General features: G+C 73.0%; 16 protein-coding genes. 7 read left to right on the top strand and 9 right to left on the bottom strand.

What is annotated here, in order from left to right; genetic code table 11:
- The first annotated feature begins 31 nt into the window (after positions 1-31).
- From GGD88_RS04670 to GGD88_RS04660, 3 genes are read left to right on the top strand one after another with little or no spacing between them, the layout of a single operon-like run.
- Positions 32-2,389 carry a xanthine dehydrogenase family protein molybdopterin-binding subunit gene (locus tag GGD88_RS04670; RefSeq protein ID WP_184432222.1) on the top strand — a complete coding sequence of 786 codons (2,358 nt, stop codon included), beginning with the start codon at positions 32-34 and terminating at the stop codon, positions 2,387-2,389.
- Positions 2,386-3,201 (top strand): 3'(2'),5'-bisphosphate nucleotidase CysQ, encoded by an 816-nt coding sequence (gene cysQ, locus GGD88_RS04665; protein WP_184432220.1) that lies wholly within the window; start codon positions 2,386-2,388, stop codon positions 3,199-3,201. Before GGD88_RS04670 ends, cysQ begins: the two co-directional genes overlap by 4 nt.
- A complete protein-coding gene (locus tag GGD88_RS04660; protein WP_184432218.1) occupies positions 3,182-3,997 on the top strand; it encodes a trypsin-like serine peptidase in 816 nt (271 codons plus the stop codon). The genes cysQ and GGD88_RS04660 overlap by 20 nt, the downstream gene beginning before the upstream one ends.
- 117 nt (positions 3,998-4,114) lie before the next feature.
- Here GGD88_RS04660 and GGD88_RS04655 read toward each other — a convergent pair whose 3' ends face one another.
- Positions 4,115-4,597 (bottom strand): Hsp20 family protein, encoded by a 483-nt coding sequence (locus GGD88_RS04655; protein ID WP_184432216.1) that lies wholly within the window; start codon positions 4,595-4,597, stop codon positions 4,115-4,117.
- Between the two features lie 231 nt (positions 4,598-4,828).
- On the bottom strand, positions 4,829-7,072 hold the full coding sequence (locus GGD88_RS04650) for an adenylate/guanylate cyclase domain-containing protein (protein ID WP_184432214.1): 2,244 nt from the start codon (positions 7,070-7,072) through the stop codon (positions 4,829-4,831).
- Positions 7,073-7,291: 219 nt separating this feature from the next.
- Between GGD88_RS04650 and GGD88_RS04645 the strand changes: the two genes are divergently transcribed.
- From GGD88_RS04645 to GGD88_RS04635, 3 genes are all read left to right on the top strand, one after another.
- Entirely contained in the window at positions 7,292-7,978 is a 687-nt protein-coding gene (locus GGD88_RS04645; RefSeq protein WP_184432212.1) for a cytochrome c, read from the top strand.
- Between the two features lie 85 nt (positions 7,979-8,063).
- Positions 8,064-10,535: a tetratricopeptide repeat protein gene (locus GGD88_RS04640; RefSeq protein ID WP_184432210.1), complete on the top strand. Its 2,472-nt coding sequence runs from the start codon at positions 8,064-8,066 to the stop codon at positions 10,533-10,535.
- Positions 10,532-11,518, top strand: coding sequence for a phosphotransferase family protein (locus GGD88_RS04635; RefSeq protein ID WP_184432208.1), 987 nt, complete (start codon positions 10,532-10,534; stop codon positions 11,516-11,518). The genes GGD88_RS04640 and GGD88_RS04635 overlap by 4 nt, the downstream gene beginning before the upstream one ends.
- 20 nt (positions 11,519-11,538) lie before the next feature.
- Here the strand turns inward: GGD88_RS04635 and GGD88_RS04630 are convergent, their stop codons facing one another.
- From GGD88_RS04630 to GGD88_RS04620, 3 genes are all read right to left on the bottom strand, one after another.
- Positions 11,539-12,009, bottom strand: coding sequence for an RrF2 family transcriptional regulator (locus GGD88_RS04630; protein ID WP_184432206.1), 471 nt, complete (start codon positions 12,007-12,009; stop codon positions 11,539-11,541).
- An 86-nt stretch (positions 12,010-12,095) separates the two neighbouring features.
- The gene (gene queA / locus GGD88_RS04625; RefSeq protein WP_184432337.1) at positions 12,096-13,154 is read right to left on the bottom strand and encodes a tRNA preQ1(34) S-adenosylmethionine ribosyltransferase-isomerase QueA; all 1,059 of its coding nucleotides are present in this window, start codon (positions 13,152-13,154) and stop codon (positions 12,096-12,098) included.
- 40 nt (positions 13,155-13,194) lie between these two features.
- Complete coding sequence (locus GGD88_RS04620) at positions 13,195-14,082, bottom strand: LysR family transcriptional regulator (RefSeq protein WP_184432204.1); 888 nt, start codon at positions 14,080-14,082, stop codon at positions 13,195-13,197.
- Between the two features lie 283 nt (positions 14,083-14,365).
- Here GGD88_RS04620 and GGD88_RS04615 point away from each other — a divergent pair, with 283 nt between their 5' ends.
- Entirely contained in the window at positions 14,366-14,731 is a 366-nt protein-coding gene (locus GGD88_RS04615; protein ID WP_184432202.1) for a hypothetical protein, read from the top strand.
- 184 nt (positions 14,732-14,915) lie between these two features.
- Here GGD88_RS04615 and GGD88_RS04610 read toward each other — a convergent pair whose 3' ends face one another.
- From GGD88_RS04610 to fabI, 4 genes are all read right to left on the bottom strand, one after another.
- The gene (locus tag GGD88_RS04610) at positions 14,916-15,158 is read right to left on the bottom strand and encodes an Lrp/AsnC ligand binding domain-containing protein (RefSeq protein WP_184432200.1); all 243 of its coding nucleotides are present in this window, start codon (positions 15,156-15,158) and stop codon (positions 14,916-14,918) included.
- Between the two features lie 92 nt (positions 15,159-15,250).
- Positions 15,251-16,180 carry an alpha/beta hydrolase gene (locus GGD88_RS04605; RefSeq protein ID WP_184432197.1) on the bottom strand — a complete coding sequence of 310 codons (930 nt, stop codon included), beginning with the start codon at positions 16,178-16,180 and terminating at the stop codon, positions 15,251-15,253.
- Between the two features lie 2 nt (positions 16,181-16,182).
- The gene (gene aroC / locus GGD88_RS04600) at positions 16,183-17,283 is read right to left on the bottom strand and encodes a chorismate synthase (protein ID WP_184432195.1); all 1,101 of its coding nucleotides are present in this window, start codon (positions 17,281-17,283) and stop codon (positions 16,183-16,185) included.
- A gap of 4 nt (positions 17,284-17,287) precedes the next feature.
- Positions 17,288-18,139 (bottom strand): enoyl-ACP reductase FabI, encoded by an 852-nt coding sequence (gene fabI, locus GGD88_RS04595; protein ID WP_184432193.1) that lies wholly within the window; start codon positions 18,137-18,139, stop codon positions 17,288-17,290.
- Positions 18,140-18,153: the final 14 nt, after the last annotated feature.

Genomic DNA, 18,153 nt, shown 5'->3' with positions numbered 1-18,153 from the left:
ACCAGACGCGCACACCGATCGGGAGACCCCCATGGGACGCTTCGGCAAGGGACAGGGCATCCGGCGCGTCGAGGACCGGCGCTTCCTCACCGGCACCGGCCGCTATACCGACGACATCGCCCTGCCCGGCATGGCCTGGGGCGCGGTCGTGCGCTCGCCGCATGCCCACGGCACGATCGCCGCGCTGGACACCGACGCCGCCCGGGAGATGCCGGGCGTGCTGGGGGTCTTCACCGCCGCCGACCTGGACGCCGCCGGCCTGGGCGGCCTGCCCGTCGCCATGGCGGTCAAGAGCCGCGACGGCACCCGCATGACGGCACCCGACCGCCCCATCCTGGCGCGCGACCGGGTCCGCTTCGTCGGCGAGCCGGTGGCCTTCGTCGTCGCCGAGACCCTGGACCAGGCCCGCGACGCCGCCGAGGCGGTGATGGTCGACATCGACCCGTTGCCCGCCGCCCCCGACATCGCCACCGCCCTGGCCGAAGGCGCCCCCGCGCTGCACCCCGACGAGGCCCCCGGCAACGTCCTGTTCGACTGGGAGACCGGCGATGCCGAGGCGACGGCCGCGGCCTTCGCCCGCGCCGCCCGCGTGGTGCGCCTGGATCTGGTCAACAGCCGTGTCGCCCCCACCCCGATGGAGCCGCGCGGCGCCCTCGGTCACTACGACACCGCCACCGAGCGCTATGAGCTGGTCACCGGCAGCCAGGGCTCGCACACCCTGCGCGGCTGGCTGGCGAAGCACGTCTTCAAGCTGCCCGAGGAGCGGTTCCACGTCGTCAGCCCGGACGTGGGCGGCGGCTTCGGCATGCGCCTGTTCCTGATGAACGAACATGCCCTGGTGTTGTTCGCCGCCCACGCGCTCGGCCGCCCGGTGAAGTGGATCGCCGACCGCACCGAGGGCTTCGCCAGTGACCTGCACGGCCGCGACCACCTTACCCACGCCGCGCTGGCGCTGGACGCCGAGGGCCGCTTCCTCGCCCTCCGGGTCGACGTGCGCGCCAACCTGGGCGCCTACTGCTCCCAGATGGGGGCCTTCATCCCCACCCAGGCCGGCGCCGCCATGATCGTGGGTGTCTATACGATCGGCGCCGCCACCATGCGCACGCGCGGCGTGATGACCACCAGCACCCCCGTCGACGCCTACCGCGGCGCCGGCCGGCCGGAGGCGGCCTACATGCTCGACCGCCTGATCGACGTGGCGGCGCGCGAAACCGGCCTGGCGCGCGACGACATCCGGCGGCGCAACATGATCCCGCCCGACACCCTGCCCTACAAGACGGCGCTGGGGCGCACCTACGACTCGGGCCATTTCAGCGCCATCCTCGACCGTGCCCTGAAGCGCGCCGACTGGGCCGGGTTCGAGGACCGCCGCGCCGCTGCCGCCGCGCGCGGACTGCTGCGCGGCATCGGGCTGAGCTACTACGTCGAGGCCTGCGGCGGCGGGGGCGACGAGACCGCCGCCCTGGAGGTCGCCGACGACGGCACCGTGACCGTGCTGATCGGCACCCAGTCCACCGGCCAGGGCCACGAGACCGCCTACGGCCAGATGGTCGCCGACGCCCTCGGCGTGCCGCTGGAGACCATCCGGGTGCGCCAGGGCGACACCGATGTGATCCCCACCGGCAAGGGCACCGGCGGCTCGCGCTCGCTGCCCGTGGGCGGGGCCTCGCTGGCCGCCGCCAGCGACGACCTGATCGCGCTCGCCAAGGCCGTGGCCGCCCATGTGCTGGAGGCCGACGATCCCGAGTCCATCGAGCACGACCCCGACACCGGCCTGTTCCGCCGCCCTGGCACCAACCGGGTGCTGCACTGGGACGAGGTGGCGCGGGCCGCGCACGATCCGGCCAGCCTGCCCGCCGCCATGGACCGGCCGGGCCTGCGCGCTCGCCACGCCTGGGCGCCACCGGAGGCCACCTATCCCAACGGCTGCCACGTCTGCGAAGTGGAGATCGACCCGGACACCGGCACGGTGCGGGTGGACCGCTACTGCATCGTCGACGACGTGGGCGTGGTGCTGAACCCGCTCCTGCTGGAAGGCCAGATCATCGGCGGCGCCGTGCAGGGCATCGCCCAGGCGCTGACGGAGCAGGTGGTCTACGACCCCGACAGCGGTCAGCTCGTCACCGGCACCCTGCAGGACTATCAACTGCCGCGCGCCCGCGACATCCCGGACATCGCCTTCGAGGCGGTCGAGGACACCCCCTGCCGCACCAACCCGCTGGGCGTGAAGGGGGCGGGCGAGGCCGGCACCATCGGCGCCACCCCGGCGGTCATCAACGCGGTGGTGGACGCGCTGGCGCCGCTGGGCATCGACCACCTGGACATGCCGGCCACGCCGCTGCGGGTGTGGCAGGCGATCCGCACCGCACGCGGGGAGGCCGCGGCGTGACCCACCGCTTCGACACCCCGGAGGCCCGCGCCCGCCTGGCCGAGGCCCTGGTCCCGGTGATCCGCGCCGCCGGCGCCGCGGTCATGACGGTCTACGACAGCGATTTCTCGGTGCGGACCAAGGACGACGACTCGCCGGTGACCGAGGCCGACGGCCGCGCCGAGGCCGTCATCCTGGACGCCCTCGACCGCCTGACGCCCGACGTGCCGGTGGTGGCCGAGGAACGGGTCGCCGCCGGCCATGTCCCGGCGGTCGATGACGGGCCGTTCTGGCTCGTCGATCCGCTCGACGGCACCAAGGAGTTCATCAAACGCAACGGCGAGTTCACGGTGAACATCGGCCTGGTGGAGGACCATGCGCCGGTGCTCGGCCTCGTGCTGGCCCCGGCCCTGGACCGGCTCTACGTCGGCCACGGCCCCGGCACCGCCCGCCTGCTGACGGCCGATGCGGCACGGCCGATCCACTGCCGCCGGCCGGATCCGGCCGGTCTGGTCGTGCTGGCCAGCCGGTCGCACGGGGACGGCGGCGCCATGGACGCCTTCCTGGCCCGCTACCCCGTGGCCGCGCGCACCAGCGCCGGCAGTTCGCTGAAGTTCTGCCGCGTGGCCGAGGGCGCGGCCGACCTGTACCCGCGCCTCGCCCCCACCTGCGCCTGGGACACCGCGGCCGCCCACGCCGTGCTGCTGGCCGCCGGCGGGCACGTGGAGACGGCCGAGGGCGCCCCGCTGACCTACGACGGCCGCAGGCCGGGCTTCCTCAACCCGCATTTCGTGGCCCGCGGAGCCTGGACCGATGCCGACCTGTCGGTCTAGGGCTTGGGCCCGGGCGGTCGCCGCGCTGCTGGCGGCACTCACGGTCTGGGTCTGGGCCTGGGTCTGGAGCGGGGCCGCCCCGGCGCGGGCCGCCGAGCTGCCCGGCATCCAGGGACCGGACGACCGCCGCCCGGTCATCGCCGGCGGCCCCCAGGCCGGCGCGGATTATCCCTGGCCGTGGCGCGCCATCGGCCGGGTCAACCGCAACACCGGCGGCTTCTGCACCGGCACGCTCATCGCGCCCGATCTGGTGCTGACCGCCGGGCACTGCCTGGAGAGCGGACGCGTCGGCCAGCTTCCGCCGGAGAGCCTGCACTTCGTCGCCGCCTACCGGTTCGGCGACTACGACGCCCACGGCCGCATCGCCGCCATCCACCGCCCGGTCGCGGACGGTCCGCGCGGCGACTTCGCGCTGCTGCGGCTGACCGAGGCGCTGGACATCCGCCCCCTTCCGCTCACGGCGCCACCGGCGGACCCGACACCGATCGCCGTGCACGCCCGCGTGCTGCTGGCCGGCTACAGCCAGGACCGGCCGCACCTGCTGGCCATCGACGACGCCTGCTTCATGCTGGGACTGCGCACCGACGCACTGTGGCGCCACGACTGCGACGGCCCCAAGGGCTCGTCGGGCGGCCCGATCCTGGTCGGCGCCGAAGAGGGCGGCGCCCCGCGCGTCGCCGGCATCTCCATCGGGTTCGCGGCGGGCGGCCCGCATCCGCGCGGCGTGATGGTGCCGACCCCGGTGATCCGGGCCTTCCTGGACAAGCGGGGGCTGGCGGTGGCGGTGCCGGAGTGACCATCCCGGCACGGCGCCATCCGGCCCCCCGACACGCGCGACCCCGCGCCCGGCGTGAACCGGGCGCGGGGCCTTCGGGGTCTGGGATCGTGGCGATCGTCGTGTTCGGCCGGACGCCTACGCGGCGGCCTCCTCACGGGTGTCGCGGTGCTCCAGCGTGGCGGTCCCGCCGCCGTTGGCACCGGTGATCGCGATCTTGCGCGGCTTCTTCTCTTCCGGCACCTCGCGTTCGAGATTCACGTGCAGCAGGCCGTTCTCGATGGCGGCGCCGCGCACCTTGATGTGATCGGCCAGCTCAAACTTGCGCTCGAACGCCCGGGTGGCGATGCCGCGATGCAGGAAGCGGGCCTGCTCCTCGTCGCGCGCCTGACGGCCGGAGATCACCAGCGTGCTGTCATGCACGGTGACATCGAGCTCCTCGGGCGTGAAGCCGGCGACCGCCATGGTGATGCGGTAGTCGTCGTCGGACACCTTCTCGATGTTGTACGGCGGATAGGCAGTGGCCTGATCATCGAGGCGGCTGGCGGTGTCGAGCAGGCGGCTGACGTTGTCGAAGCCGATGGCGAAGCGATGCAGGGGGGTCAGGTCAAAGGTACGCATGGCGACAGTCCTCCTTCGGAAGCGACTTGGTCTCAGCCGGGCGCATCAACGGGATCACGCCCGGTATCCATCGGTATGTTCCCTTCCGGCTCCGTCCTCGGGCACCGCCGGCCAGGCCGCGCGATCCCTCGGGAGCAAGGTCCGGTCCCCAGTCGGGCAACCGGACGACGCCGATATGGGCGCGGCGACGGCGGCGCGCAAGAGGCGATCGCGCCCGTCGGACTGCTTGGATCAGCGGCGGTTTTCCCGCACCGCAGGCCGCCCCCAGCCCGCGGACAGGTCCGGGAGGCCGTCGGGCGCCGCAGCGCCGGACGGCGGGCGCGCCGGCGCGGCCTCCACCCAGCCCTCGGCTTCGGGGTCCACCGGCGCCGGCCCGTCCCAGGACCCGCCGGACCCGTCCGGGTCGCCGGTCGCCGCCCGGTCCGGCTCCCCGGTGCCGCCCTCCGGGGCGGCAGTCCCCCCCTCTTCCGCCGCCGCGCCCGCGTCGGGGGTGGTCGCGCCGTCGCCCGTGTCCTCCTGCCCCGTGTCCTCCTTTAGGGACGGCGCGCCGTCCCACAGCGCCTCGTGGAGGTGCTGGGCCTGCTTGATGCCCTTCAGCGGTTCGGCCCCACGGTCGGCGAAGCGCAGCTCGGTGCCCTCGCACAGGTCGCGCACCACCTGCGAGACGTAGATCTGGTTCATGTCGGCCTTGGCACAGATCCGCGCCGCGATGGTGACGGCGAGGCCGTAGTAGTCGTTCTCCGCGCTGATCGGCTCGCCGGCATTGATGCCGATGCGGATGCGCAGCGGGATCTCGGGCTGGGTCTGGTTGTGGGCGCGCACGGCCTTGAGCACGTCGATCATGCCCCAGACGGCATCCGGAACGTGATCGAAGGTCGCCATGATCCCGTCGCCGGTGTGCTTGATCTCGCGCCCGCCGAACCGCGCCAGCGCCGAGCGCACGGCCGAATTGTGGGCGCGGAGGATCTGCTGGGCCTTCACGTCGCCGTGCTCGCTGGTCAGGTCGGTCGAGCCCACCATGTCGGTGAACACGATGGCGATGGTGCTGCCGCTGACCGTCTGGGTCTTCGGGGTGTTCCAGTCCTCGATCACCATGCCGAGGTTGGCGAACGGCTCACCGGCACCGCGGCGATCCAGGGTCATCGCCTCCCGGCCCGACTGCACCATTTGGTTGTAGCGGTCCTCGCCCAGGTAGTTGCCGAGGCGCTCGACGAACGAGGCCGCCTGGGCCGGGCGGGTGCCCATGATCTCGACGGTCTCGCGCAACAGCCGCTCGAACTCCGCCCGGGTCAGCCCGACCTCCTGCGCCAGGACCTGGCACACGCCGGCTAGGTAGAGGTTGATGCCGAACCGGTTGTAGGTGTCGAGGCGGGGGCGGATGGCCTTCAGCGCGCTGACGTAGCCGCCGAGAAAGGTCATCACGATGGCGCGGCCGGAGACGAAGCCGGGGCTCAGGACCTCTTCGGGCACGTCGGCCGGCCCGTCCTCCGACTCGGACGCCGCCTCGCCCGCGGCGTCCGGATCGCCCTCGGCGTCCGCGTCCGCCTCCTCGCCTTTTTTCTTCTTGCGCTCCTTTTCCTTCGCCTTCTTTTCTTTCTCGCGCTCGCGCTCGCGCTCGCGCTCCTTTTCCTTTTCTTTGTCCTGCCGTATCCGCTCCGCCTCGCGTTCGGCCTCGGCCGCGCGCGCCGCCGCCTCCGCCGCCTGGGCCGGCCCGCCCCCCGGCGCGGCGGCGTCCTCCGGCGCAACCTGCGCCGAGCCGGCGGCGGACGCGGCCTCCTCCCGGCGCGCGCTCCCCTGCGGGCGCGGCCGCGGGCGCTTGCGGCGGCGCCGGTCGTCGCGCACCCCGTGCAGCGGCACCAGACGCAGGGTGAGCAGGAACCCGCTGGCCAGGAACAGCACCATGAAGACCGCGAACAGGGTCTCGGACAGGGCCGCCCCGGAGACCTCCAGCCCGAAGCCGCGCAGCAGGTTGATGACGACCGGTATCAACGCGGTGCCGGAGGTGGCGATGACCAGGCCGGCCACGATCACGAAGATCACGCGGGCCAGCAGATCGCTGGTGGATTTGGCGTGCGTCGGCGCCAGAAAGCCCCGGCCACCGCCGTCGTCCTCGTCCTCCAGGTCCTCGCCGAAGGCGTCGAGCCCCGGCGGCATGCGGGCGTGCGGTCGCAGCCCGCCGGCCGGTGCTCCCCCGGCCGCCGCCCCACCGGGGCGCCGATGGGACGCGGGCCACCGCTCCCGGCCCTGGCGCCGCAGGGCCGCGGCCTTCTGGCTCAGGAACACGGTCTGGCCGGCGTAGCGGTTGGTGTCGGTGTCGTAGGTCTCGCGCAGGACCTTGGCGGGCCGGTTCAGGTAGACGTCGAGGGCCTTGGCCTCGTCCAGCGCCTTGGCCTTCTCGGTGCTGACGTACCGCGTGTGCAGGACCCAGCCGCTGTCTTCAAGCGTATAGACCTCGTAATGCGCGATCGTGGGCATGCAACCGTTCCCGGGGCGGCCGGCAGCGACGCTCCGACGGTGCGGGCCGCGGCGGAGCCTGTGACGAGGGTACGGTCAGACCGTCGCGTGAACAATAGCCCTTGCAACAGCACGTCGTTTTGTCGGCAATTCGGTCTGAACTCTTGACAGGGCCATGCAGATGCTTCCCTGATTTGCAGGGAAATAGGGTGCTGTCGTCATCGGTCGTTGGATGGAGTCATGAACCATAAGAACGGACTCAGCGGGGCCCCCCGCGCACACATGCGGACGGTGGCGCGGCGCGTCCGGCCGCTGGCGGTCGCCGCCGCGCTGAGCCTGGCGGCCGCGGCCGGAGCGCCGCCGACCGCCGGCGCCGCGCAAACCACCGGCACCGCCGACACCAGCGAAACGAGTGACACCAGCGACCCGCGCCGCGTGGTCACCCTGCCGCCGACGGTCGCGGTCGCCTTCCTGGCCGAAATGCGCGGTCACATGCGCACCCTCGACGACATCATGATGGCGCTGGCCGACGGCGACTTCGAGGCGGCGGCGACGATCGCCGACCTGCGGCTCGATTTCGGCCATGTCATGTGGGAGTCCCTGGCCGATCAGGGCCTGAGCGACCAGGCCATCGTGGACATGAAGCGGGCCATGCGCGAGGCCGGCGTCGGTCCCGGCCAGGCCCAGGGCCTAGGACCCGGGATGGGACAGGGTGGCGGCCGTGGGTTCGGCCGCTACATGCCGGAGGACTTCCGGTCCATGGGGCGCCTGTTCCACCAAGCGGGCGCCGAGCTCGCCGTCGTCGCCCGCGCCGTGCCCGCCGATCCGGGACCGGCCGACTATGCCACGGTGATCGAGGCGGTTCAGGGGGTCACCGGCATGTGCCGCGCCTGTCACGACACCTTCCGCGTCGTGCCGGCGGAGTAGCGGACGCGGACCGCCGCCCCCGGCAAGGCAGGCCGGGGACAGCAAGAAGGAACAAGGAACGGTGTCGATGGCGGACAGGCGGTCAGTGAACCCCACGGACGACGGCGCGGCGGAGGGCGCGGTCCTCGCCGACGACCGCCCGGTGGCCGCCGGACCGCCCGCCCGCGATCCCGATCCCCATCCCGATCCCTACCCCGACGCCGGCACGGCCGAACCGCCCACCGACCCGGCGGGCACCCAGACCGTGCACGCGGTGACCCAGGCGCGCCGCCTGTTCGCCGCGGGTGACGATAGCGGCGTGCGCGCCCTCGCCGACGCCCTCGAAACGGAACCCCTGCCCCGCAACCGGGGCAACCTCATGCGCATGATCGGTCTGGCCGCGCTGCGCCAGGGCGACGCCGCCGACGGTCGCGACTGGCTGGAGGCGGCCCGCGACGATCTCGGCGACGACGATGTCGCCCTCAGCGTGGCCCTGGGCGGCGCCTGCCTCGCCGACGGTTCACCGGGCACCGCCGAGGCCCACTTTCGCTATGCGCTGGCGCGCGTCCCGAACGCCGTCGGGGCCTGCGTCGGGCTGGCCTGCGCGCTGGAGGGGCTGAACGACCGCGCCGGCGCCCTGGTCGCCTGGCGCCACGCCGTCGCCGCGCTGGTCACCCTGACGCCATCGACGGCGGACCCATGGATGCTGGGGCTGCCGTCCGGGGTCGCGCGCGGCCCGGTCACGGAGATGGCCGCGGCGTTGCACGAGGCCGGCGACGAGGCCGGAGCCGACCGCCTGCTGACCCGCCTCGCCGCCCTGTTTCCGGCCGATGCCGACATCCTAGAGGTCCGCGCCCAGGTGCCGCAGACCGGCGCCGAAACCGGACCGGATCACACCGCCGATGCGGAACACGGGCTGCTGGTCGAGGCCGGCCCGGACGGCCCGCGCGCGCTCATGGATCAGGCCCACGAGGCCAGCGAGGCCGGACACCGCGAGGCCGCGCGCCAGCTCTACCAGCGCGCCGGGGCGCTGGCGGTGGCGGCCCCCAGTCCGCTGGACGACGATCTGGCCGCGCTGGCGCTGGGGGCGGCCGACGCCCTGCGCCGCCTTGGCGATCCGGGCACCGCCACCGGCCTGCTGGAGCGGCTGGCCGAACACCGCCCGGACGATCCCGAGGTCACCCGCGAACGAGCGCTGTCGCTGCAGGCCGGCGGCGACGCGGAGGCCGCGTTGGCGCTGGTGGAGCGGACCGAGGCGAGCCTGGGCCGCACCCGCCATGTGCCGCTGCTGCTGGTCCATGCGGGACTGCTGCACCAACTCGGACGCCTGGACGAGGCCGCCGGCGTATGCGCCCGGGCGGTCGCCGCGGACCCGGCGGCGGCGGCACCCTACCGTGACCTGGCACAGATTCTGGAGCAGGCCCAGCGTCCCGACGAGGCGATGGCCGCCTGCCATGCCGCCCTGTTGCGCGACCCGGCGCAGACCTGGTGCCGGTCGCTGATCGCGCGCGTGCTGGAGAGCCGCAACCAGCTTGATCCCGCCATCGAGCATCATGGTCGCGTGCTCGACAGCGACCCGGACAGCCCCGACGCCCACCTGGCCCTGGCGCTGGCCCTGCTGAAGCGCGGCGACTGGACCGACGGCTGGGAGGAGTACGAGTGGCGGGTGCTGAAGACCGACCGGCCGCCCGACTCGTTCGGTCAACGCCCCTGGGAGGGCGAGCCGCTGGACGGCCGCCGCCTGCTCATCTGGCACGAGATGCAGGGGGTGGTCGAGGAGCTGATGTTCCTGCGGCTGGCCCCGGCCGCGGCACGCCTCGCCAACGGACCGCTGGTGATCGAGGCCGACCCGCGCCTGGTGCCGCTGCTGGCGCGCGGCATGCCCGACGTCACGGTGGTGCCGGTCGCCGACCCGCCGGCGGAGGCCGTGCACGCCCCGGACGTGGTGGCCCAGGTGCCGTTCGGCAGCCTGCCCCGGCTGGTGGCCCCGGAACCCGCCGCCGGCGTGACCGGGCGCCCCACCATCGCCGCCGACGAGGGGCGCGCGGCAGCGCTGCGCGAGCGCTACCTGGCGGACGGCGAGGCGCTGCTGGTCGGGCTGTGCTGGTCGCCGCTGGGGTCCCGCCGACGGCGCGAGCGGCGGGTGCCGCTGTCGGCGCTGGACCCGCTGTTCGCCCTCGAGGGGGTGCGCTTCGTCGCCCTCCAGCCCGGCTCCGCCCGCGCCAAGCTGGAGCGCCTGCGCGCCGAACGGACCCTCGACGCGGTGATCGACCCCGAGATCGACGCCGCCACCGACCTCGACGGGCTGGCGGCGCAGATCACGGCCTGCGACATGGTGGTCAGCGCCGACGCGCTGGTGGCGCACCTGACCGGCAGCCTGGCGGTGCCCGGCCTGCTGCTGCTGCCGTTCGCGGCCGACTGGCGCTGGGGTCTGTCCGGCACGCGGACACCCTGGTATCCGAGCCTGCGCCTGGCGCGCCAGACCGTGCCGCGGGACTGGTCGCGCCCGGTGGCCCGGGCCGCCGCCGCCGTGACGCACTATCGCGACGCCGCCCGGGCGGCCGGAGGCACACCGTGACGACGACCCCCGACGCCCTGACCGTGTATCTGTGCGAGCGGGTGGGCGCCCTGCGCGGGCTCGACCCCGAGGACGTGCTCGTCACCCCGCTGCACGACGAGGCCGGCGGCCCGGTGTACTGCATCGTCGAGTGGGAGGGCACCGACGAGGCCCTGGTGGTGCGCCTGCCGATCGACGACGACAGCCGCGACGACGAGACCCAGCCGCCTTCCGGTCCCTGGCGCCCCGCCGCCGAGGGCCGCAACCTGGCGCTGGCCGGTCCGCTGGGGGTGACGCCGGCGACGATCCAGTTCGACCGCCGCGACGGCCTGTGGGTCTACCCCCTGTGGGCGGGCGCGCCCGCCACCGCCATCACGGTGATCGACCCGGCGCTGCTGGCGCGCGTCGGGCGATCGGCGCGCCTGCTGCACGCCAGCGGTCTGGCGTTCGAGGGCGCCGACGATCCCTTCGCGGGCATGGACCCGGCGCGCCCATGGCAGCGCGACAGCGCCCTGGACCTGCCCCTGCGCAAGCTCAACATGGTGCACGACATCATCGGGCAGTGCCGTGACGTCCTCGCCAGCGTGCCGACGGCCCCGGTGCCCTGCGTCAACGCGCTGGCCCCCGAAGCCTGCTTCGACACCGGGACGCGGGTGGTGTTCCTGGACTGGCGGGCCTCGGCCATGGGCGACCCGCACCACGATCTGGCGCGGCTGGCCGACCGCGCCAACCTGAATGCCGATCAGGTCGGGGCGCTGCTGGACGCCTATTTCGGCACCGAAGCCCCCGTCGCGCGGGACCGGGTGCGGGTGTTCCGGCTGGTGGCGGCCTATCGGCGGCTGCTGGAGCACATGGAGCCCATGCACGCCGGGCGCGTCGACCCGGCCGACGACGTCGCCCGCCACCACCTGGGCGCCCGCCTGGATGCCTGCCTGATGATCCTGGACAGCGCCTCCTGGACCGGCGCCATGGACCGCCTGAGCGCGCACCGCCGCGCCTCCTGATCCCGCAGCGTGGATCGGCGCTAGATCGTAAAGTCGATGGCCTCGTCGCGGGCGCCGCGCACCCCCTGCGCCCGCCCTTCGCGGCACAGGTCCTCGATCGTCAGGGTCTCCAGGTGGGTCTGGAGCGCGCGCTCCGCCGCCTCCGCCATCGGCGCGATCACCGCCTGTCCCAGGGCCGAGGCCGACGCCGCCGCCGCCGGCTCGCCGTTGGCCGGCGTCTCGCCGCCGTCGTCGGACTCCAGCGCCCGGACGATCTCCCCCACGGAAATGCGGCGGCGCTCCCGCGCCAGTCGGTAGCCGCCCCGCGGGCCGCGCTGGGCCAGCAGGATCCCGGCCCTGGCCAACGCTTGCAGGCTCTGTTCCAGGTAGCGCCGCGGCAGGCCCAGACGCTCCGCGATCTCCGCCCCGCGGACCGGCACCGAACCGCCGTGATACGCGACGTCCAGCACCGCTTCGATCGCGGCCAGGTGGCGCCGGGGGATTCGGATCATGCACTCAACTCCGGGCGGTCGCTCGGGAGACGGCGGCTCCGGGTCGCCTGACTCGATCGGCCGGACCGCGCCCCGTGACTGTCGATTTAGTCAGAGGGCCGGGACGCGTCAATCGGTGCGGCCCGCTCCAGCAGGCAGGCGTCTCCATAGCTGTAGAAGCGGTAGCCGCCCGCCACGGCATGGGCATAGGCGGCCCGCATGGTCTCCAGGCCGGAGAACGCCGACACCAGCATGAACAGCGTGCTGCGCGGCAGGTGAAAGTTGGTCATCAGCCGGTCCACGACCTTGAAACGGTAGCCCGGGGTGATGAACAGGTCGGTGCCGCCGGCGAACGGCGCCAGCGTGCCGTCGTCGGCCGCGGCGGTCTCCAGGATGCGCAGCGCGGTGGTGCCGACGGCCACCACCCGCCCGCCGGCGGCGCGCGCCCGGTTGAGGGCGGTGGCGGCCTCGGCGGTGATCACGCCGTCCTCGACATGCATGCGGTGGGCGGCGGTGTCGGCCACCTTGACCGGCAGGAAGGTGCCGGCGCCCACGTGCAGGGTCACCGTGACCCGGTGCACCCCCCGCGCGTCGAGGGCGGCGAACAGGCGCTCGGTCATGTGCAGCCCGGCCGTGGGCGCGGCCACGGCGCCGTCGGACCGGGCGTGAACGGTCTGATAATCCGCCCGGTCGCGGGCGTCGTCGGGCCGGCGGATGTAGGGCGGCAGCGGCACGTGTCCATGGGCCTGCAACGCGGCCATCAGGTCGGCGCCACCGCGGTCGAAGCGCACCGTCACCTCGCCGCCCTCGCCCTTGGCCACGCAGGTGCCGGTGAAGGTCTCGGTCAACGCGATCGCCGTGCCGGGCGCCAGCTTGCGGGCCGGCCGCGCGAAGGCGCACCAGGTGTCGTCCGCCACCCGCCGGTGCAGCATCACCTGCACGCGCGCGCGTCCGACGCGCCCGAACAGCCGCGCCGGGATCACCCGGGTGTCGTTGAGCACCAGCACGTCGCCGGGATCGAGCAGGGCGGGCAGGTCACGGACGCCGCGGTCCTCCAGGGCGCCGTCGGCCGTCACCCGCAGCAGGCGGGCGGCGTCGCGCGGCTGGGCCGGACGGTCGGCGATGCGATCGGGCGGCAGGTCGAAGTCGAACAGGTCAACGCGCATCGGCAGGGCCATTGTCGGTTTCGGTAGGACCGACCCTGCGTCACGGCTCGCAGCCCGTCCAGTCAAACCGCTCCGCCAGGGCGATGACGGCCCGCACGGCGGGCGAGAAGCGCCGACCGGCGACGGTGACCAGGCTGATCTCGCGGCTGACGGCGGGGCGGACCAGCTCGCGGGTGACGATGCCCGGCATGATGGGCAGGAACTCGGGCATCACGGCACAGCCCATGCCGGCCAGGATCATGGCCTGGATCCAGTCCTCGCGCTCGGTCTCGTACCGCACCCGCACGCCCGGTTCCGGCCGGTCCGGATGCAGCGCCCGCATGTAATCGCCGAACTCGCAGTTGGAGCGGTTCAGGTAGTCCTCGCCGTCGAGTGCATCGAGCGGCACGGTCGTCATGGCATCGAAGCGGTGGCCGGCGGGGAAGGCGATGACATAGCGTTCGGTGAACAGGGTGCGGGCGTCCAGGCGCTCGGGGAAGGCGGGCAGCGACAGCAGCGCCAGGTCCAGCTCGCCCTGCATCATCAGATCCATGACCCAGTCCGCCGGCCCCTCGCGCAGGCTCACCTCCAGGGTCGGCACCTCGGCCTCCAGGCGCTGGAAGAAGCGGATCAGGCGGCGCGGACCGATGGTGCACATGACGCCGATGTTGAGCGGCGCCTTCTCCAGGGTCCGGAAACACTGGGCCTCGACGCGCGCCGCCGCGCTGGCCGCCATCACCGCCTCCAGGTGCGGCTTCATCAGGTGGCCCAGGTCGGTCAGGTGGGTCAGGTTGCGCTCGCGCCGGAAGAGCTGGCCGCCCAATTCCTCCTCCAGCTTCTTGATCGCCTTGGTCAAGGAGGGTTGCGAGACGTGGCACACCTCGGCCGCCCGGGTGAAATTGAGCGACTCGGCCAGCGCGAGGAAGTACCGCACCTGATGCATTTCCATGGCCAGGGCCTCACGGATGCGCGCACGTGTCCGGCGATCGGGAACGGGGCGGACCGGGCGATTCAGAACGCGCCCCACGGTCCCCCAAACACGATCCCCCAGACATGATCCCCCACACACGATCTCCCACACTGTGGGCAGGATCTCTGGGCAGGATTAGGGCAACCGCATGGCGCCGCCGCGACGGGTCGTCGCGCTGCAAGGGCATGGCGCTGCGGCCGATGCCGCCCTACACTGGGGTCCGAACGTCGACGCCCGATGGGTTCCAGGAGGGCCGCCCGCCATGACCCTGTCGCCGCAGCCCACACCCCGCCCAACGGACGCGTCGGACACCCAAGCCGGCACCGAGGCCGGCGGCGCAGGGACCGCCTCCCCTGGCGCCGCCAACGATGCCGGCACGCTGGTGCACGAGGAGGTCCGCCGGCACGCCATCGACGCCCGCCTGTCGATCCCACTGTTCCGGCGGCGCTTCTATCTGGTGGTGCTGGCGGGTCGGGAGTTGCGCGCCCCGGGGCGGCGGGCGCGCGAGCGCGACCACCACCCCCTTCTGACCCTGGGCAACGTGCTGTTTTTGGCCGCCGTGGTCGGGGTGGTCTACGCGCTGGCGCTGGTCGCGCTGGTGTTCTTCCGGGGCGTGATGGGCGGCTAGAGCAGATCGCGCCAAAAACGGACTCGCGCCGCGGTCCCATTTCGGCGCATGACTCTGCTCTAGAATCAATAATTTAGAGCCGATTCACGTTCGAAATCGGACCGCATCTGCGGTTGCGATTCCGAACAATCGGCTCTGAGGCGGCCGGCCGGCCGCCGGCCAGCGGTCTCGCCCAGGTGCGCCTTCAGGTGAAGGCGTTGAAGGCCACCAGGGTGAAGGTGTCCTTGACCCCCTTGATGGTCTGGACGTGCTCGGTCACGAAGCGACCGACGTCGTAGTCCTTGGGCAGGTAGAACTTGGCCAGCAGGTCGTACTGCCCGGAAATGCTGTCCACCTCCGAGACCTCCTCCAGACCGTCCACCAGGGCGGCGGCCACGTCATAGGCGTGGCCCAGGTCGCATTTGAGGAACACGAAGATCTTCTGCATCGCCTCTGGCCCTGTCTCGCTGTCTGAAAAGGGGCGGCCCGCCGACAAGACGGAGCCGGACCCGGCCGCGCGGGCGGCACCGGCCGGACCGGTCAGACCTTGGGCGCGGCCCGGGAGTCCGTCAAGTCCCGCGTCGTCCGCCGCTGGCCCAGGCCGAGCCGGCCTAGCGTGTCGTGGAACAGCTCGGCGTACGGATCGGCCAGCGCGTCGACGACCGAGAAGTGATGGCGGCCGGGCAGTGTCAGCCAGGTCTCGTTGACACCCAGCGCGGCCCAGCGTTGCGCCAGTCGCGCCGCCTGGCCGTGGAACGCCTCGTGCTCCAGCTCGCCCACCGCCAGGGTCAGCGAGCCCCCGGGTACCGGGTCGCGGAACAGCGGGCTGTTGCGCTCGGCGGCCGGGCCGTCCAGGCCGAGCTTCTCGTTGATGCTGGTGCGCACCAGGGGGCGCAGGTCGAACAGACCGCTGAGGGCAACCCCGCCCTTGACGGCATCGACGGGCATGGCCGCATCCACGTCCGGCCAGCGCGTGCACATCAACTCGGCCACCAGGTGGCCGCCGGCCGAATGGCCCGCGACGATGAAGCGGCGCCGGTCCAGGCCCAGCGGCGTCGCCTCGTGCCAGAGCATCTGCACGGCCTCGCGCACGGCCGCGACGATGACCGGCAACGACGCCTCGGGACACAACGGGTAGTTGACGACCGCCACCGCCGCCCCGGCCTCGATCAGCCGCGGGGCGAGGAAGCTGAACGAACTCTTGTCCATGGACTGCCAGTAGCCGCCGTGCAGGAAGATCAGCAGCGGCCGCGGCAGCATGCCCAGGGCGCCGCCGAACAGGTCCAGGGTCCGGCGTGACCCGTCCCCGTAGCGCAGATCGCGGCGCAGGCTCTCGCCGGCCTCGGTGCGCACCGCGGCGCTGTGCTCGGCCCAGCGGGCGAAGATGGCGGGATGGTCCGGCACGGCGGCGCGGCAGTTGTAGGCCGCCTCCAACGCGGGGTCGATCGCCGGCGTGCCGGGCTCGGTCATGGTCACCCGCCTCCGAACAGGGGTCCCCCACATTGGCCGCGGTGCCGCAGCGCGTGGTCCGCCAGCACGCAGGCCACCATGGCCTCGGCCACCGGCACCGCGCGGATGCCCACGCAGGGATCATGGCGGCCCTTGGTCACGATCTCCGTGGCCGCGCCCTCCAGGTCCACGGTGCGGCGCGGCGTCAGGATCGAGCTGGTCGGCTTGACCGCGAAGCGCGCGACCACCGTCTGACCGGTGGAAATCCCGCCCAGGATACCACCCGCATGGTTGCTGGTGAAGCGCGGCCGGCCGTCCGGGCCGGGGTCCATCTCGTCCGCGTTCTCGACCCCTGTCAGGGCGGCGGCCCCGAACCCGGCGCCGATCTCCACCCCCTTGACCGCATTGATGCTCATCAGGGCCGCACACAAATCCTGGTCCAGCTTGCCGTACAGGGGCGCACCCCACCCCGGCGGGACGCCCTCGGCCTCCACCTGCACCACCGCGCCCACCGAGCTGCCGGCCTTGCGCACCGCGTCGAGACGCTCGGCCCAGCGCGCGGCGGTGGCGGCGTCGGGGCAGAAGAAGGGGTTGCGGTCGACCTCCGCCCAGTCCCAGTCCGGGCGCGGCACCGTCAGGCGGTCGTCCCCCACCTGGACCAGGGCGGCCCGCACGACGACGCCCGCCCCCAGCACCTTGCGGGCGATGGCACCAGCCGCCACCCGACACGCGGTCTCGCGCGCCGAAGAGCGGCCGCCGCCCCGATAGTCCCGGATGCCGTACTTGGCCTCATAGGCATAGTCGGCATGACCGGGCCGGAACTTGGCGGCGATGTCGGAATAGTCCTTGCTGCGCTGGTCGGTGTTCTCGATCAGCACGGCGATGGGCGTGCCCGTCGTCAGGCCGTCGAACACGCCCGAGAGGATCCGCGCCGCGTCCGCCTCGCGCCGCTGGGTGGTGTGGCGGGACTGGCCCGGCCGGCGCCGGTCCAGGTCGCGTTGCAGGTCGGCCTCGTCGAGCGGCAGCCGCGGCGGCGTGCCGTCCACCACGCAGCCGATGGCCGGGCCGTGGCTCTCGCCGAAGGTCGTGACCCGGAACAGCAGGCCGAACCCGTTGTGCGACATGGGCTCAGGCTCCCGCCGTGTCCTTCGGCTTGAACCCGCCCAGCAGGTCGATGATCTGCGGCGCGGAGTCGGGCGCCACCATGCCGACCGTGTGGTAGCCGCTGTCGACGTGGTGAATCTCGCCGGTCACCCCGGAGGCCAGATCGGACAGCAGGTAGACGGCGGCGTTGCCGACCTCGTCTGTGGTGATGTTGCGCCGCAATGGGGCGTTGTACTCGTTCCACTTGAGGATGAAGCGGAAGTCGCCGATGCCCGAGGCCGCCAGGGTGCGGATGGGGCCGGCCGAGATCGCGTTGACCCGGATGCCCTCCGGCCCCAGGTCGTTGGCCAGGTAGCGAACGCTGGCCTCCAGCGCGGCCTTGGCCACGCCCATGACATTGTAGTGCGGCATCACCTGTTCGGCGCCGTAGTAGCTCATGGTCAGCAGGCTGCCGCCGGCCGCCATCAGCGGCCGGGCGCGCCGGCACACCTCCGTGAACGAGTAACAGGAGATGTGCATCGTCTGGGCGAAGTTCTCGGCCGAGGTGTCCAGGTACAGGCCCTTGAGTTCATCCTTGTCCGAGTAGGCGATGGCGTGAATCACGAAATCGAGCGAGCCCCACTCCGTGCGCAGGCGGTCGAACGCCGCGTCCATGCTCGCCGCGTCGGTGACGTCGCAGTCCAGCAGCGTCGACACGCCGATCTGGTCGGCCAACGGCTTGACGCGCTTGAGCAACGGATCGCCCTGATAGGTGAAGGCCAACTCGGCGCCGTGGGCCGCGCAGGCCTTGGCGATGCCCCAGGCGATGGAGCGGTCGTTGGCGACACCCATGACGAGGCCGCGCTTGCCGGCCAGGATGGGAGGGGAAGCCGTCATGCTCATCCTCTTGT

It is taken from the genome of Roseospira goensis, from assembly GCF_014197795.1.
Lineage (GTDB): Bacteria > Pseudomonadota > Alphaproteobacteria > Rhodospirillales > Rhodospirillaceae > Rhodospira > Rhodospira goensis.
Note: the sequence above shows the minus strand (reverse complement) of the source record. Positions and strands in the feature narration are given on the sequence as shown.